At 72.0% G+C, this 16,772-nt stretch carries 11 protein-coding genes and 1 pseudogene; 6 read left to right on the plus strand and 6 right to left on the minus strand.

Annotated elements, in window-relative coordinates; translation table 11 throughout:
- Positions 1–148: 148 nt before the first annotated feature.
- From ACSUPV_RS05345 to ACSUPV_RS05355, 3 genes are all read left to right on the plus strand, one after another.
- Positions 149–280 carry an LPFR motif small protein gene (locus tag ACSUPV_RS05345; protein WP_010042827.1) on the plus strand — a complete coding sequence of 44 codons (132 nt, stop codon included), beginning with the start codon at positions 149–151 and terminating at the stop codon, positions 278–280.
- Between the two features lie 99 nt (positions 281–379).
- Positions 380–2,800: a Tex family protein gene (locus tag ACSUPV_RS05350; protein ID WP_436947025.1), complete on the plus strand. Its 2,421-nt coding sequence runs from the start codon at positions 380–382 to the stop codon at positions 2,798–2,800.
- A gap of 94 nt (positions 2,801–2,894) precedes the next feature.
- The gene (locus tag ACSUPV_RS05355; protein ID WP_031112701.1) at positions 2,895–3,458 is read left to right on the plus strand and encodes a putative glycolipid-binding domain-containing protein; all 564 of its coding nucleotides are present in this window, start codon (positions 2,895–2,897) and stop codon (positions 3,456–3,458) included.
- Here ACSUPV_RS05355 and ACSUPV_RS05360 read toward each other — a convergent pair.
- Entirely contained in the window at positions 3,455–5,095 is a 1,641-nt protein-coding gene (locus tag ACSUPV_RS05360) for an ABC-F family ATP-binding cassette domain-containing protein (RefSeq protein WP_436947026.1), read from the minus strand. The genes ACSUPV_RS05355 and ACSUPV_RS05360 overlap by 4 nt on opposite strands.
- 25 nt (positions 5,096–5,120) lie before the next feature.
- Positions 5,121–6,143: a hypothetical protein gene (locus tag ACSUPV_RS05365; protein ID WP_037769284.1), complete on the minus strand. Its 1,023-nt coding sequence runs from the start codon at positions 6,141–6,143 to the stop codon at positions 5,121–5,123.
- 67 nt (positions 6,144–6,210) lie between these two features.
- Between ACSUPV_RS05365 and ACSUPV_RS05370 the strand changes: the two genes are divergently transcribed.
- Positions 6,211–7,161: an NAD(P)/FAD-dependent oxidoreductase gene (locus tag ACSUPV_RS05370; RefSeq protein WP_031112696.1), complete on the plus strand. Its 951-nt coding sequence runs from the start codon at positions 6,211–6,213 to the stop codon at positions 7,159–7,161.
- 142 nt (positions 7,162–7,303) lie between these two features.
- Here ACSUPV_RS05370 and ACSUPV_RS05375 read toward each other — a convergent pair whose 3' ends face one another.
- From ACSUPV_RS05375 to ACSUPV_RS05385, 3 genes are all read right to left on the minus strand, one after another.
- Positions 7,304–9,028: a BCCT family transporter gene (locus ACSUPV_RS05375; RefSeq protein ID WP_037769287.1), complete on the minus strand. Its 1,725-nt coding sequence runs from the start codon at positions 9,026–9,028 to the stop codon at positions 7,304–7,306.
- An 82-nt stretch (positions 9,029–9,110) separates the two neighbouring features.
- Positions 9,111–10,388, minus strand: a complete 1,278-nt coding sequence (locus ACSUPV_RS05380; RefSeq protein WP_436947027.1) for a M14 family metallopeptidase — start codon at positions 10,386–10,388, stop codon at positions 9,111–9,113.
- Positions 10,385–12,340 (minus strand): Xaa-Pro dipeptidyl-peptidase, encoded by a 1,956-nt coding sequence (locus ACSUPV_RS05385; RefSeq protein ID WP_436947028.1) that lies wholly within the window; start codon positions 12,338–12,340, stop codon positions 10,385–10,387. The genes ACSUPV_RS05380 and ACSUPV_RS05385 overlap by 4 nt, the downstream gene beginning before the upstream one ends.
- A gap of 200 nt (positions 12,341–12,540) precedes the next feature.
- Between ACSUPV_RS05385 and ACSUPV_RS05390 the strand changes: the two are divergent.
- A pseudogene (locus tag ACSUPV_RS05390) lies at positions 12,541–14,061 on the plus strand (M1 family metallopeptidase).
- A gap of 175 nt (positions 14,062–14,236) precedes the next feature.
- Positions 14,237–15,124 (plus strand): arginase family protein, encoded by an 888-nt coding sequence (locus ACSUPV_RS05395; RefSeq protein ID WP_037769605.1) that lies wholly within the window; start codon positions 14,237–14,239, stop codon positions 15,122–15,124.
- 36 nt (positions 15,125–15,160) lie between these two features.
- On the opposite strand, the gene ACSUPV_RS05400 is transcribed toward ACSUPV_RS05395, so the two are convergent.
- Positions 15,161–16,627 carry an amino acid permease gene (locus tag ACSUPV_RS05400; RefSeq protein ID WP_436947029.1) on the minus strand — a complete coding sequence of 489 codons (1,467 nt, stop codon included), beginning with the start codon at positions 16,625–16,627 and terminating at the stop codon, positions 15,161–15,163.
- Positions 16,628–16,772: the final 145 nt, after the last annotated feature.

A 16,772-nucleotide genomic window follows, 5' to 3' on the forward strand; every position in this document is an offset into this window, starting at 1 on the left:
CGCTGCGACAGGGCCCCGTCAAGGCTGCTCCGCCTGCACTCGCGACCGTCCCGGGCACATGTGTTCGGCCGTGACGCATGGTGAGGCGTCTGCGAGGTACCCGGTCTCTCCCGGCCGGTGCGGTCGGGAGAGGAGAAAGGGGAAGTACGTGTTCCGTGCTATCGCAGACGTGCTGCGCCAGATCGGCGGCGCCATCGCCACCGTCGTGACGCTGCCTTTCCGGGCCCTGGCCCGGCTCTTCGGCGGGGCCTCGTCCTCCACCCGCAGCCGCAGGGTGTGACCCGGCCGCCGACCTGCCGCGTGCCGCCCTGATCCCCGAGTGTCGGTGTCACCTGCCACAATTGCCGCGCAACCTCAGTGGAGAAGGCGGTACGGGATCGTGACGACACCCGGGTCCAACGGGTCCATCAACGCAGGGACCATCGAAGGCAGGATCGCCGAGGAGCTCGGCGTACGGGAGCGGCAGGTCAGGGCTGCCGTGGAACTGCTCGACGGCGGTTCTACGGTGCCCTTCATCGCCCGCTACCGCAAGGAAGCGACCGAGATGCTCGACGACGCGCAGCTGCGCACGATCGAGGAGCGGCTGCGCTACCTGCGGGAGCTGGAGGAGCGGCGGGCGGCGATCCTGGAGTCGGTGCGCGAGCAGGGCAAGCTCACCGACGAGTTGGAGGCACGCATCCGGGGCGCCGAGACCAAGGCGCGCCTGGAGGACATCTACCTCCCGTACAAGCCCAAGCGGCGCACCAAGGCGCAGATCGCGCGTGAGGCGGGTCTGGAGCCGCTGGCGGAGGGGCTGCTCGGCGATCCGGGTGTCGAGCCCCTCGCCGCGGCCGCCGCGTTCGTCGACGCGGACAAGGGCGTGGCCGATCCGCAGGCCGCCCTGGACGGCGCCCGGGCGATCCTCACCGAGCGGTTCTCGGAGGACGCCGACCTGATCGGTGAGCTGCGCGAGCGCATGTGGGTGCGCGGGCGGCTGGCCGCCAAGGTGCGGGAGGGCAAGGAGGAGGCGGGCGCCAAGTTCGCCGACTACTTCGACTTCGCCGAGCCGTTCACGGAGCTGCCCTCGCACCGCGTCCTGGCCATGCTCCGCGGCGAGAAGGAGGAGGTCCTCGACCTCGTCCTGGAGCCCGAGGAGCCGACAGACGGGCCGTCGTCGTACGAGGGGATCGTCGCGAACCGGTTCGGGATCGCCGACCGGGGCCGCCCCGCCGACAAGTGGCTCACGGACACGGTCCGCTGGGCGTGGCGCACGCGCATCCTCGTCCACCTGGGCATCGACCTCAGGCTGCGGCTGCGCACGGCCGCCGAGGACGAGGCGGTGCGGGTCTTCGCGGCGAACCTGCGCGACCTGCTGCTCGCGGCCCCGGCGGGCACCCGCGCGACGCTCGGCCTGGACCCCGGCTTCCGGACGGGCGTGAAGGTCGCCGTGGTGGACGCGACCGGCAAGGTCGTCGCCACGGACGTCATCCACCCGCACGTCCCGGCCAACCGGTGGGACGAGGCCATCGCCAAGCTGGCCCGGCTCGCGAAGGAGCACGCGGTCGAGCTGATCGCCATCGGCAACGGCACGGCCTCCCGCGAGACCGACAAGCTCGCCGGGGAACTCATCGCGAAGCACCCGGAGTTGAACCTCACGAAGGTGATGGTGTCCGAGGCCGGCGCCTCGGTGTACTCGGCGTCCGCGTTCGCCTCGCAGGAGCTCCCGGACATGGACGTGTCGCTGCGCGGCGCCGTGTCGATCGCCCGCCGGCTCCAGGACCCGCTGGCCGAGCTGGTGAAGATCGACCCGAAGTCGATCGGCGTCGGCCAGTACCAGCACGACCTGTCCGAGGTGAAGCTGTCGCGCTCCCTGGACGCGGTGGTGGAGGACTGTGTGAACGGCGTGGGCGTGGACGTCAACACGGCGTCGGCGCCGCTGCTCGCCCGGGTCTCCGGCATCACGTCCGGCCTCGCGGAGAACATCGTGGCGCACCGCGACCAGAACGGGCCCTTCAAGTCCCGCGGTGAGCTGAAGAAGGTGGCGCGGCTCGGCCCGAAGGCGTACGAGCAGTGCGCGGGCTTCCTGCGGATCCGCGGCGGCGACGACCCGCTGGACGCGTCGAGTGTGCACCCGGAGGCGTACCCGGTGGTCCGGCGCATGGTGAAGACGGCCGGGCAGGAGGTCGCCGGCCTCATCGGCAACACGGCGGTGCTGCGGTCGCTGAAGCCGCAGGAGTTCGTGGACGAGACGTTCGGTCTGCCGACCGTCACCGACATCCTCAAGGAGCTGGAGAAGCCGGGCCGCGACCCGCGTCCGGCGTTCAAGACGGCCGCGTTCAAGGAGGGCGTCGAGAAGATCTCCGACCTGTCGGCCGGGATGATCCTGGAGGGCGTGGTGACGAACGTGGCCGCCTTCGGGGCGTTCGTCGACGTCGGCGTCCACCAGGACGGGCTGGTGCACGTCTCCGCGATGTCGAAGACGTTCGTCAAGGACCCGCGGGACGTGGTGAAGCCCGGGGACATCGTCAAGGTGAAGGTCCTCGACGTCGACATCCCGCGCAAGCGGATCTCGCTGACGCTGCGGCTGGACGACGAGGCGGCCCCGCAGGGCGGCCAGGCCGGCGGCCCCGGCGAGCGCCGGCAGCGGGGCGGGCGGCCGCCGCAGCAGCGGCAGGGCGGTGGCGGTGGCCGCGGCGGGCAGGGCGGTGGTCGCGGCGGCCAGGGCGGCGGGTCGCGTCAGGCGCCGGCGCCTGCGAACAGTGCGATGGCCGATGCCCTGCGCCGGGCCGGTCTGGTCGATCCGAAGAACGGTCGTCGCTGACGGCTGCGCCGGCGGCAGTGGGGAGCTGCGGGGCCGTCGTGGCCGGTCGCGCAGTTCCCCGCGCCCCTTACCGGGCGGATCTAAACTGGGCGTTATGTCTGCTGCACGCGTCCTCACCTGGGAAGTTTCCGCGAGCCGGGGGTTCGAGACCGCCTGGGTCCAGCTCCGGGGCGGTGTGCTGCGGGCGCGTGGGCGGGCCGTCGGGACCGAGCCGGAGCCCTACTGGGTCACGTACGACCTCGACACGGCCGACCCGTTCGTCACGCGCCGGCTGCGGGTGACGGTCGAGTCCGCCGGGGGCAGCCGCACGCTCGATCTGACGCACGACGGCGGGGGCGCATGGGCCGCTGACGGCGAGCGGCTCCCGGACGTCGACGGAGCCCTGGACTGCGATCTCGGGCTGTGTCCGCTGACCAACACCATGCCGGTGCTGCGGCACGGGCTCCATCGCGGGCCGGGCGAGCTGGAGTTCGTGATGGCCTGGGTGTCCGTGCCGGACCTGACGGTGAGGCCGTCGCGGCAGACGTACACGCATCTGCGTCCCGGGCGGGTCCGGTACGCCTCCGGTGACTTCCGCAGCGACCTGGAGTTCGACGAGGAGGGCTTCGTCGTGGACTATCCCGCGCTGGCCACGCGCCTGGCGGCGGCTCCCCGCTAGCGCTCGGTCACCTTGCCGTCCGTCACCTCCAGGCGGCGTGTCACGTGTACGGCGTCCAGCATGCGGCGGTCGTGGGTGACCAGCAGGAGGGTGCCCTCGTAGGCGTCGAGAGCCGACTCCAGCTGTTCGATGGCGGGCAGGTCGAGGTGGTTGGTGGGCTCGTCGAGGACCAGGAGGTTGACGCCCCGGCCCTGGAGCAGCGCCAGGGCCGCTCGGGTGCGCTCGCCCGGGGAGAGGGTCCCCGCGGAGCGCAGGACGTGGTCGGTCTTGAGGCCGAACTTGGCCAGGAGGGTGCGGATCTCGAGCGGTTCGGTGTCCGGGACGGCCGCGCGGAACGCGTCGAGCAGGGACTCCTCGCCGTGGAACAGCTTGCGTGCCTGGTCGACCTCGCCGAGCAGGACGCCCGAGCCGAGCGCGGCGTGCCCGGCGTCCAGCGGGACGCGGCCCAGCAGGGCGGCGAGCAGCGTGGACTTGCCGGCGCCGTTCGCGCCGGTCACCGCCACCCGGTCCGCCCAGTCGATCTGAAGGGAGACCGGACCGAGGACGAAGTCGCCGCGGCGCACCTCGGCGTCGCGCAGAGTCGCGACGACGGCGCCGGAGCGCGGGGCCGACGCGATCTCCATGCGCAGCTCCCACTCCTTGCGGGGCTCCTCGACGACCTCCAGGCGTTCGATCATGCGCTGGGTCTGGCGGGCCTTCGCGGCCTGCTTCTCGCTCGCCTCGCTGCGGAACTTGCGGCCGATCTTGTCGTTGTCGGTGCCCGCCTTGCGGCGCGCGTTCTTCACGCCCTTGTCCATCCAGGAGCGCTGCATCTGCGCCCGGTCCTGGAGGGCGGCCCTCCTGTCGGCGTACTCCTCGTACTCGTCGCGGGCGTGCCGGCGGGCGACGTCCCGCTCCTCCAGATAGGCCTCGTAGCCGCCGCCGTAGAGGTTGATCTGCCGCTGGGCGAGGTCGAGTTCGAGGACCTTGGTGACGGTGCGGGTGAGGAACTCGCGGTCGTGGCTGACGACGACCGTGCCGGCGCGCAGGCCGCTCACGAAGCGTTCGAGGCGTTCCAGGCCGTCCAGGTCGAGGTCGTTGGTCGGCTCGTCGAGGAGGAAGACGTCGTAGCGGGACAGCAGCAGGGAGGCGAGGCCGGCGCGGGCGGCCTGGCCGCCGGACAGGGACGTCATCGGCTGGTCCAGGCCGACCGCGAGGCCGAGGGAGTCGGCGACCTCCTCGGCCCGTTCGTCGAGGTCGGCGCCGCCGAGGCCGAGCCAGCGCTCCAGGCTGGTGGCGTAGGCGTCGTCGGCACCGGGGGCGCCATCGACCAGGGCCTGCGTGGCCTCGTCCATGGTCCGCTGCGCCTCTGCGACGCCGGTGCGGCGGGCGAGGAACGCCCGTACGGTCTCTCCGGGCCGGCGGTCCGGCTCCTGCGGGAGGTGGCCGACGGTGGCGGCCGGCGGGGACAGGCGCAGCTCGCCCTGCTCGGGCGCGGTGAGTCCGGCCAGCATCCGCAGCAGGGTGGACTTGCCCGCGCCGTTGGCTCCGACCAGGCCGATCACGTCACCGGGCGCGACGACGAGGTCGAGCCCGGTGAACAGGGAGCGGTCGCCGTGGCCGGCGGCGAGGTTCTTGGCGACGAGGGTGGCAGTCATCAGAGCGCCGATCCTAGTGGGCCGCTCACTGGGTCACGGCGGTCACCAGGACGGTTCCGGAGGTGCGGGCCACGAGGTAGGACTGCCCCTTGACCGCCTTGGCGTCCAGCGCGATGCGGTGGCGGCCGGGTTCCAGGACGCCGTCGAAGAGGTCGTGGGTGTGGGTGCGGGAGAGCCGGTCGAGGCGGTACGCGGTGACGGTGACGCGGCAGGCGGAGGTGACCTCGACGTCGGCACCGCCGCCGGCGGCGGTCAGGGCGGTGAGGCGACGCTGTCCGGCCGGGCTGCGGTCCAGGGCGTGTTCGATCTGGGCGACGAGGAGCGGCACGATCGGGGCGAGGCCGTCGACGTAGGCGACCGGGACCCGGGCGCGTTCGAAGGCGCGGCGGACGGCGGCACGTTCCTGCTCGGCGATCCCCCGGCCGAAGGCGACGGCGCCGTAGCCGCGCAGTTCGTCGGGCGGCACGCCGTCGGCGTCGTGGGCGATGTCGGCGCCGACGCCGATGGTGCGTAACGCCGCGGCGAGCTTGGCCAGGACGGCGACGCGGGCGCCGATCAGCAGGACGCGGGGGCGGGTGTCGGGGGCGGAGCCGTTCAGCAGGGCGCTCAGGGCCGCCCGGTACTCGGCGCCGCGGAAGCGGAACGGGCCGATGCCGTGGTAGCCGTTGAGCTCCAGGTCGGCGTGGTCGTCGGTCTGCCAGGCGAAGTCCCGCCAGATGAAGTCCTCGCCGTCCCGCAGGATGACCGCGGTGACGGCCCCGCAGGCCAGGTCCTCGCACTCGGGGCAGCCGTAGACGACGTACCGGCCGCCGGGCAGGGGCGCCGGGCTCTCCAGGAGCAGGCTGCGGACCTGCGCCGTGAAGATGGCGGGCGGTACGTCGGCGGCGAGCGGGGAGACCGCGTCGAGGTCGGAGAGCCGGAACAGCAGCGGGCGTCCGTCGACGATGAAGTCCACGAAGTCCCGGTGGACCTGGTAGCCGCCGTCGGTGAGGACTCCGCCGGCCCGCATCGCGGGTGCCAGGCCGAAGGTCGTGTACTCGGCACACATGCTGTGAGTATCCCCACACCGCGCGTGATGTGAGCACGGCATGACACATTCCGCTACGGTCCGGGCCATGGCAAGCGAGCTGAGTGACGAGATCGTGGTGGTCGGTGGCGGGGTCGTGGGTCTGACGACCGCCGTGGTTCTCGCCGAGGGCGGGCGCCGGGTACGGGTCTGGACGCGGGACGCCGTCGAGGCGACCACCTCCGCCGTTGCCGGTGCGCTGTGGTGGCCGTACCGGATCGAACCGGCCGAGCTGGCGCGTAGCTGGGCGCTGCGGTCGCTGGAGGTGTACGAGGAGCTGGCGGCGGGGGCCGAGCCGGCCGGCGTACGCATGGTCGAAGGGGTAATGGGTGACACCCGGCTCGACGAGGTCGACGGGTGGCTGGCGGGTCGGGTGCGGGGGCTGCGGGCGGCCTCGGCCGAGGAGGGCCCGGGGACGGGCATCCACGCCCGGCTACCGCTCATCGACATGCGGGCCCATCTGCCGTGGCTGCGTGAGCGGTTCGTCGCGGCGGGCGGGGTCGTCGAGACGCGTACGGTGACCTCCCTCGCGGAGGCCGACGCGCCCGTCGTGGTCAACTGCACGGGGCTCGCCGCGCGGGAGCTGGTGCCGGATCCGTCCGTGCGGCCCGTGCGCGGGCAGTTGGTCGTGGTGGAGAACCCCGGGGTCGACACCTGGCTGGTCGCCAACGACGAGGCCGGGGAGCACGCGTACATGTTTCCGCAGCCGGGCGGGCTCGTCCTCGGCGGTACGACCGAGGAGGACGCCTGGTCCCTGGAGCCCGACCCCGCGACGGCCGAGGCGATCGTCCGCCGCTGCGCGGCGCTGCGGCCGGAAGTGGCCGGGGCGCGGGTGCTGGAGCACCGGGTCGGGCTGCGACCGACCCGGCCGGCGGTCCGCCTGGAACGCGACGCCCTGCCGGACGGGCGGCTGCTGGTGCACAACTACGGCCACGGCGGCGGGGGCGTGACGGTGGCCTGGGGCTGCGCGGAGGAGGCGGCCCGGCTGGTCACCGGCTGAGGCCTCCTCCCCCGAGGACGACCGCTACCGGCACGACAGGACCGAGCGACCCGGCTGACGACGCCCGGGTCGCTCGGTCCTCTCGGTCTTCTCCGTCCCCTCGGTCAGTGTTCACCGGTTCGGTCAGGGTTTACCGGTTCGGTCAGTGCTTGCCGATCGGGTCGCCTTCCACGTCCGGGCCTCGGCCCGGGCCCACGCGGAACTCGAACTCGCCGTCGTACTTCTTGTGGCCCTCGATGACGGCCAGTTCGACGGCCTCGGAGCCCATCTGCTCGCGCACGATGACCGGGTCGCGGCGCAGGTCGCGCATGAGGGCGACGCACATGAAGGTCATCACGACGACGAACGGCGCCGCCGCGAGGATCGTGAGGTTCTGCAGGCCCGTCAGGGCGTCGCCCTGTCCGCTGCCCACCATCAGCATGATCGCGGCGACCGCGCCGGTGACCACGCCCCAGAACACCACGACCAGACGGCCCGGTTCGAGCGCGCCCTTCTGCGACAGCGTGCCCATGACGATCGAGGCCGCGTCCGCGCCCGAGACGAAGAAGATGCCGACCAGGATCATCACGAGCAGGCTGGTCGCGGTGGCGATCGGGAACTGCTGGAGCACGCCGAAGAGCTGGCCCTCCGGGGTCGCCTCCTTGCCGAGCCTGCCCTGCTCCTGCATCTTCATCGCCGAGCCGCCGAAGACCGCGAACCAGATCAGGCTGACCGTGCTCGGCACCAGGATGACGCCGCCGACGAACTGCCGGATGGTCCGGCCCCGGCTGATCCGGGCGATGAACATGCCGACGAACGGCGTCCAGGAGATCCACCACGCCCAGTAGAAGACGGTCCAGCTGCTCAGCCAGTCCGCGACGCCCTCGCCGCCGCTGGCCTCCGTGCGCCCGGCCAGCTGGGGCAGGTCGCCGAGGTAGGCGAAGACCGAGGTGGGCAGCAGGTCGAGGACGATGATGGTCGGGCCCGCCACGAACACGAACACGGCGAGAATCAGCGCCAGCACCATGTTCGTGTTGGACAGCCACTGGATGCCCTTCTCCACGCCCGACACCGCGGACGCGACGAAGGCCAGGGTCAGCACCGCGATGATCGCGACGAGCAGCCCGGTGCTCACCTTGTCCATCCAGTTCAGCTCCTGCACACCGGAGCCGATCTGCAGCGCGCCGAGCCCCAGCGAGGCCGCGGAGCCGAACACGGTCGCGACGATCGCGAGGATGTCGATGACCCGGCCGGCGGCGCCGTTCGCGTTCTTCTTGCCGATGAGCGGGGTGAACACGGCGCTGATGGTCTGCCGGCGCCGCCTGCGGAACGTGCTGTAGGCGATGCCGAGGCCCACCACGGCGTAGATCGCCCAGGGATGGAGCGTCCAGTGGAAGAGCGTGGTCGCCATGGCCGTCTCCATGCGGTTGCCGGAGTCGGCCGGGTCGGTTCCCGGCGGGGCCGTCGCGTAGTGCGACAGCGGCTCGCTCACGCCGTAGAACATCAGGCCGATGCCCATGCCGGCGCTGAACATCATGGCGACCCAGGAGACCGTGCGGAACTCCGGTTCCTCGCCCTCCGCGCCCAGGTGGATCCGGCCATAGCGGCTGATCGCGAGCCAGAGGGCGAAGACGACGAAACCGGAGGCGGCGAGCATGAACGCCCAGCCGCCGTTGTGCATCAGACCGCTGAGCATGCTGGTGGAGACGTCTTCGAGCGAGTCGGTCGCCGCGGCGCCCCAGACCACGAAGGCGAGGGTGAGCACCGCTGTGACGCCGAAGACGATGCGGTCGGTCTGCGGCCGGCTCTGGCCGGGCAGGCCCGCTTCCGACCCCGGCAGCGCGGCTCCTTCGTGGGAGTCCTTGTCGCTTGGTCGTTCTTGCGTCACAGGCGGCACCTTTCATCGGGACAGCGGGGAAGAACGGTTCTTCCGTAACGCTGCTACCACGTATGGCGGATTTTCACCCCCCTCAGCACGCGGTTTCGCGTGAACCTCCTGTCAGGTGGTACTCGGCCCGGTCGTCGAGCAGCAGGGGGACGAGCGCCCGCAGGGGCTGACGCAGCGGGACGAGCACGCCCTCGCCGTCCTTGCGCACGCGCACGCCGTGCAGGGCGAGTTCGTCGCCCACCTCGGCGTACTGGGCGGCCGTGAGACCGTAGCCGCAAGGTGGGTTCGGGATGATTTCGCCCGATTCGGGCGGGTCGTTGTCGGCGCCGCCGACGTAGACGGGGCCGGTGGCGGCGTAGCCCGCCAGCCGGGCCCGGCCGGTCGCCTCCTCGATCCGGCCACGGCGGTCGTCGGCGTAGGCGAACAGGCCCTTGAGCGCGGCCAGTTGGGAGCCGACCCGGCGCCGGTTGTTGAGCGCCTCGTCGGCCTTCTCGGCGTCGGTGAGCGGGTCGACGCGGCTCTCGATGAGCAGGCCGACGGAGTGTTTCACCCCGGACATGTTGCGCAGGATGCGCTCCTGTCCGTCCCCGGCGACCTGCTTGACCGGCTCGCCGGTGACCGGGTCGGTCCAGATGCCGTAGGTGCCGGTCGAGTGGCCGGCCCGTTGTGCGGCCGGCCGGACGTACGCCCCGGACAGCGTCCGCGCCTCCTCGTGCACCGCGTCGTGGGTGTTGAGGTTGCGCGGCCACAGGTCGAACAGGGCCTTGTCGTAGTACGGCGGTGTGGCCCCGTACTCGTGCAGGTCGTAGACGATGTCGGGGCGGTGGTCGCGGATGACGGCGGCGAGCGCGCGACCCTCCGCGGTCTGGAGGGCGAGGTGGTCGCGGTTGATGTCGACGCCGTCGCTGTTGCCGCGAGTGTCGGCGGCCCGGCCGTCGGGGTTGGCGGTGGGCACGACCAGGACCGTCGTGCGGTCCAGGAAGCGGCGGGTGAGGCTGTCCCGGGCGTACGCGAGGTCGCGGATCGTGGTCAGGCAGGCCTCACGGCCGGAGGGCTCGTCGCCGTGCTGGCTGCACACCAGCAGCACCGTGCTGGGGCTCGGCCGGGTGCCGATCCGGACGAGCTGGAGGGGGCGGCCCTGCTTCGTCGTGCCGAAGCGGGACATGGAGACACGGCTGCTCGACCGGTCGACGGCCCTGAGGAAGTCCTGCTCCTCGGGCTGGGTGGTCCAGCGGGCGCCGTCGGTCTGCTCGAAGCCGGTGCGCGGCGGTGAGTCCGTGGTCGTCGCCTCGGCCGGGGCGGCGACCAGGGTGGCGGCGAGTGCCGCGGCGGCCAGGGTCAGGGCGCGGACGCGGGTCACCGGGTTCCCTCCGGGACGCGGTGGGTGGTGCGCGGTTCCCGTACGCCGTCCAGGACGCCGGCGTCGGGCGTGGCGAACGGGGCGCCCGAGGTGGCGCGGGCGAAGGCGGTGGCGCCGCCGACGAACGGCACGCGGGCCGAGGTGCGGGCGAGGTCGAGCGTGAGCTTCGGACGGTCGGCGGGCGGGTCGATGAGGTCCTTGTCGGTGCCCGCGACGATCAGCGCCAGGCGGTGGCCCTTGGGCACGACGTGGTCGGTGGCCGCCAGGTCGAGGGTGATCGTGTACCGCTTGCCCGGGGTGAGCGGGGCGCCCTCGAGGTCCGAGGCGTGGTTGCCGAGGTCGGCCCAGCCACGGCTGACGACCGTGTAGTCGACGTCGGCGGTCTTCGCCTTCGTCTCCTTGAAGCAGGAGCTGTCGCCGGCGGTGCTCGGACCCCAGCAGGTGCGGTCGGGGAGGGTGGTGATGCCTTCGCCGGCGTCGGCGTAGTCGCGGATGGTCGCGGGTCCGACGTCCACGAGGACGGCGGAGAGGTGGGCCGTCGGGGTGGAGGGCGTGGCGGTGACGGTGACCTCGGAGGAACCGGACAGGCGCAGCTCGCGGGTGAGCGGCCCGGTGACGAACCCGGCCTTCTCCGCTGTCGGCTTGTCGATGCTCGCGGCCCAGTCGGTCTCGCTCAGCGCGGGGTCGTCGGTGAAGGTCTCGGTGCCGTGGCCGCGGTGCAGGCCGAGGGTGCCGACACCGGCCTGGGTGCCCCGGTCGGGGCGCAGGGTGGCGGCGCGGGTGCCGCTCGGCGGCCAGGTCCTGGAGGTGTCCCACTGGTCGGGCCGGCGTTCGATGTCGGCCATGGGCTCGCGGTCGATGCCGTTGTCGTAGCCCATGAGTTCGTGGTCGAACCAGCGGTGCAGGGTGTCGACCCATTCCGCGCGCCGGAAGTCGAAGGGGTCGACGTGGCCGGTCTGGGAGAGCCAGATCTTGCGCTCGACGCCGTTCTTCGCGAGGGCGTCCCACCACTGGCCGACGTGCTTCATGCGGACGTTGAGGTCCTGCGCGCCGTGGACGAGGAAGACGCTGGCCCTGACCTTGCGCGCGGCCTTCACGTAGTCGCGCTCGGTCCACAGCGGGGTCCAGTCGCCGCTGCGCGGGGCGCCGTCGACGAGCTTGCGCTGCACGGCCCCGCACTTGGCGCGGGCGTCGGGGCTGTTGACGTAGTTCGAGAGCCAGTCGGGGCCGGAGTCGTAGAGCGGGGCGCCCTGCTGGAAGTAGTAGTCGTACCAGGAGGAGATGGCGCTGATCGGGACGATGGTCTCCAGGCCCTCGACGCCGGTGGCGGCGACGCCGTTGGCGATGGTGCCGTCCCAGCTCTTGCCGATCATGCCGGTGCGGCCGTTGGTCCAGCCGGCCTGGGCGCGGGTCGTTCCGGTGCGGGTGGTGTAGGCCTTGGCGCGGCCGTTCAGCCAGTCGACGACGGCCTTCGCGGACTGGACGTCGGAGCGGCCGCCGACGTCGACGCAGCCGTCCGAGCGATTGGTTCCGGCCAGGTCGACGCCGACGAAGGCGTAGCCGCGCGGTACGAAGTAGTTGTCGTAGAACAGCGGCATCTGGACGACGTCGCCGTTCGCGTCGTACGTCTTCTTCTGGCTCTCGTTGCCGCGCCCGCAGCAGGAGTAGTACGGGCTGGCGTCCATGATGACGGGGATCTTCCGGCCCTGGCGGGCGGGTTCGCGGGGGCGGACGATGTCGACGGCGACCCGGTCGGCCCTTCCGTCACCGTCACCGTCGAGTCCGGTGTCCACCCAGACGGCCTCGCGGATGGCGTTCTCGTACGAGTAGACGGGTTCGCTCCCGCGGGGTGCGGCCTGTGCGGCCGCCGGGGTGAGCAGTGTGGCCATCAGGGCGGCCGTGGCCGCCGTCGCGAGCGGTCTCCAGGTCGTGAAGCGCGTGCGTTTCGGCATGCGCCGGACGCTACATCGGTGAACTCCTGTTCAGAAGAGGGCAGCTGACGGACCGGCGTGTCCGGAATCGGCTGATGGGCCGGGAGTCTCATGTCGGCCGAATGGCGATCGTGTGACAGCAGAGGCCATGGACATGACCAGGGACACAGGGAGTGAATAGGCTCCGGACAGACTTCGGGACCTACGACTTGGAGCCTTGCGTGCACCGCAGCATCATCGCGCCGGGAGCCCTGGCAGCGGCCGTTCTCCTGCTGGCGATCCCGGCATCGGCCGCTCCCCACTCCCCTGGCGCGCCGGGTATCGGCGACCCCTACTACCCGGCCTACGGCAACGGCGGATACGACGTCTCCCACTAAGACCTGAGGCTGAAGTACCAGCCGGCGACGGACGAGCTGGAGGGCACGGCGACCCTGGTGGCCCGCACCACGCAGGACCTGTCCAGCTTCAACCTGGACTTCCTGCTGGACGTCAGCGAGGTGCGCGTCAACGGGGCCGCGGCGTCGTTCACCACCTCGGGCGAGCACGAGCTGGAGGTCACGCCGAAGACGCCGCTGGCCAAGGGCACGCCGGTCACGGTCGTCGTGCGCTACCGCGGGGTGCCGTCGTCGAAGCAGGCCTACGGCTTCACCAGCTGGCACCGCACCCCGGACGGCGGCGTCGCGGCGAACGAGCCGGAGGCCGCGGCGTGGTGGTTCCCCAGCAACGACCACCCGCTCGACAAGGCCACCTACGACGTGTCCGTGCTGGTCCCGGACGGCACCCAGGCCATCTCCAACGGCACGCTGCAGTCGACGAGTTCGCGCCTCGGCTGGACCCGGTGGAACTGGCGCTCCAACAAGCCGCAGACCACGTACCTGGCCACGCTGGCGGTCGGGAAGTTCGACATCACGACCGGCAGGACCGAGAGCGGCATCCCGGTCCTCAACGCCTACAGCAAGGACCTGGGCGACCACGCCGGCGCGGCCCGCGCGAGCATCGAGCGCACCGGGGAGATCGCGGACTGGCTGGCGGAGTACTTCGGGCCGTACCCCTACAACGCGCTCGGCGGGTACGTGCCGAACACCACGACCGGGTACGCGCTGGAGACCCAGACCCGGCCGTTCTACAGCCCGCGGCAGTTCGCGAACGGGTCGAACGTGTCCCTCGTCGTCCACGAGCTGGCGCACCAGTGGTACGGGGACGAGGTGTCCCTGAAGCGCTGGAAGGACATCTGGATCAACGAGGGGTTCGCGCGGTACGCGCAGTGGCTGTGGTCCGAGCACGAGGGCGAGGGCACGGCACAGGAACTCGCGGACTACGTGTACGCCTCGCATCCGGCGGACGACCCGTTCTGGACGGTGAAGCCCGGCGATCCGGGCCCCGACAACCAGTTCCACATCGCGGTCTACGACCGGGGCGCCCTGGCGGTGCAGGCGCTGCGGAACGAGATCGGCGACGAGGCGTTCTTCTCCGTCCTCAAGGGCTGGCCCCAGAAGTACGCCCACGGCAACGCGTCGGTCGCCGACTTCCAGCGGTACACCGAGGAGGTCTCCGGCAAGCCCCTGGCCGCCCTGTTCGACACGTGGCTGTTCCAGCCGTCGAAGCCGGGGGCGCCGGCGGCCCGGGCCGCCGCGGTGACGGAGGCAAAGGCCGTGCCGCAGCCGAAGTCGTGGAAGAAGATCGCGGCGACCAACGGGGTGCACGGGCACGCGGAGCGTGGACACGGAGGGCACGGGCACTGAGAGGCCGTCCTGACCGGTGTCCCCGGGACGTCGAGGGCGGTGCCGCCTCGCACGCCCCACCCGGTCGCGCAGTAACCGGGCCTGCCGAAGGCCGTCCCTCGGCTTACGGTGGGCCCATACGCACCGGTCGTACGGGTCCGGCGGCGTGGACAGGCGGCCGACCGAGGAGCCGGACGTGCGGAAGCTGGCGATCATCGAGGCACCGTCCGTCCTCGGGCTGCGCCCGACGGGTGTCGAACACCTGGCGTCGGCGCTGCTCGGCGCCGGGCTGGCCGAGGCGCTCGACGCGGAGGTGGTGGGCCGGGTCGAGCCGCCGCCGTACGACCCGGAGCGCGACCCGGACACCGGGGTCCTCAACCCGGGCGGCATCGCCGTCTGCTCCGCCGCACTGGCCGACACCGTGGGCGGTGTCCTCGACACCGGCCGGTTCCCGCTCGTGCTCGGCGGCGACTGCAGCGTGCTGCTCGGCAACCTGCTCGCGCTGCGCCGCCGGGGCCGGCACGGTCTGCTGTTCCTCGACGGGCACACCGACTTCTACCAGCCCTCGGCGGAGCCGGCCGGCGAGGTGGCCTCCATGGAACTCGCCCTCGCCACCGGGCGCGGCCCGCGCGTGCTGGCCGATCTGGAGGGCCGGGGCCCGTTGGTGCGGGACGAGGACGTCGTCGCCCTGGGGTTCCGGGACGCGGAGGAGTCCGCGGCGTACGGCATGCAGCCGCTGCCGGACGCGCTGCACGCGATGGAGTTGGACACCGTCCGGGCCCTGGGCGCGGCCGAGGCGGCCCGGCGCGCGGTCGGGCTGCTCACCGGGGGCGGCGCGGGCGCCGGGTACTGGGTGCACCTCGACGTCGACGTCCTGGACGACGCCGTGATGCCCGCCGTGGACTATCGGCAGCCCGACGGGCTGACCTGGCAGGAGCTGGAGACCGTGCTGCGCGCGGCGCTGTCCGGCGGCGGGGCCGTCGGCCTCGACGTGGCGATCTTCAACCCGCGCCTGGATCCCGACGGGACGCTCACGCGGCGCCTCGTCGACTGCCTGGTCCGGGCCTTCGACGGCGGGGAGTGAGCCTGCGGTGGGGCCACCGGCCGTGGCCCCGGACCGCTACTTCGTCAGCCGGGACAGTTCCTGGTCCGCCGTCCGGGAGACACGGCGGCGCACGCCGTACCAGCCCGCCACCAGCATGATCGCGATCAGCGGGATGAGCAGGAGCGTCTTGCGGCCGACCTCGGGGTCGTTCCACATCATGCCGAGGCAGGCCAGCAGGAAGGCGATCGTGGCGATCTCCGTGACCGGGCTGCCGGGCAGCCGGAAGGAGGGCCGGGCGACCAGGCCCGCCTTGGCGCGGCGGACGAACACCAGGTGGCAGATCATGATGATCACCCAGGTGCTGATGATGCCGAGCGAGGCCACGTTCAGCACGATCTCGAAGGCCTGGGCCGGCACCAGGAAGTTCAGGCCGACGCCGAGCACGCACACGGCGCAGGTCAGCAGGATGCCGCCGTAGGGGACCTGGCTGCGGTTCATGCGGGCGGTGAACTTCGGGGCCGAGCCCGCCATCGCCATGGAGCGGAGGATCCGGCCCGTGGAGTACAGGCCCGAGTTCAGTGACGACATGGCGGCCGTCAGGACCACGAGGTTCATCACGTCGCCCGCCGCCGGGACGCCGATCTTCGACAGGACGGTGACGAAGGGGCTCTCGTCGGCCGAGTAGACCGAACCGGGGAGCAGGAGCGCCAGCAGGACGACCGAGCCCACGTAGAACAGGCCGACCCGCCACATGATCGAGTTCACCGCGCGCGGCACGACCTTCTCCGGCTCGGCGGTCTCGCCCGCCGCGACACCGACCAGCTCCAGCGCCGCGTACGCGAAGATCACGCCCTGCATGACGAGGACGACGGGCATCATGCCGTGCGGGAAGACGCCGCCGTTGTCCGTGATCACGCTCACGCCGGGCGTCTGGCCGCCGACCTCCTGCTGCGTGGCGAGCAGGAAGATGCCGATGAGCATGAAGCCGACGAGCGTGGCGACCTTGATGATGGCGAACCAGAACTCCATCTCGCCGAAGATCTTCACCGAGATCAGGTTCACGGCCAGCACCACCGCCAGCGCGGCCAGCGCGAGCACCCACTGCGGGATGTCGGTGAACATGCTCCAGTAGTGCGTGTAGAGGGCGATCGCGGTGATGTCGGCGATGCCGGTGGTCGACCAGTTCAGGAAGTACATCCAGCCGGCGACGTAGGCGCCCTTCTCGCCGAGGAACTCGCGCGCGTACGACACGAAGGAGCCCGAGGAGGGGCGGTAGAGCACGAGCTCGCCGAGGGCCCGGACCACGAAGAAGGCGAAGACGCCGCAGACCAGGTAGGCGATCGCCAGGGCCGGGCCCGCGTTGTGGAGGCGGCCTCCGGCGCCCAGGAAGAGGCCGGTGCCGATCGCGCCGCCGATGGCGATCATGTTGACGTGGCGGGCCTTGAGGTCCTTGCTGTAGCCGGCGTCGCCCGCGTCCGCGGGCACCTGGGCCGCGTCAGTGGGGGATGCGGCGGCTGCCGTGTTCACGGCGTCCTTGCTCACGGTGGATCCACTCTCTGGTGCGCCCGAGCGGGTCGCGCTCGGCTTCCGGACGTACATAAGGTCTGCGCCCTCGGTAAAGGCACAGACCACGGGGCCACCTTCCCTCACGCCGCGCGGCTCACGCGGTGGCATACGTCACAGAGCG

Origin of the sequence: Streptomyces sp. SudanB52_2052, from assembly GCF_964272415.1 — a bacterium.
GTDB classification, from domain to species: domain Bacteria; phylum Actinomycetota; class Actinomycetes; order Streptomycetales; family Streptomycetaceae; genus Streptomyces; species Streptomyces olindensis.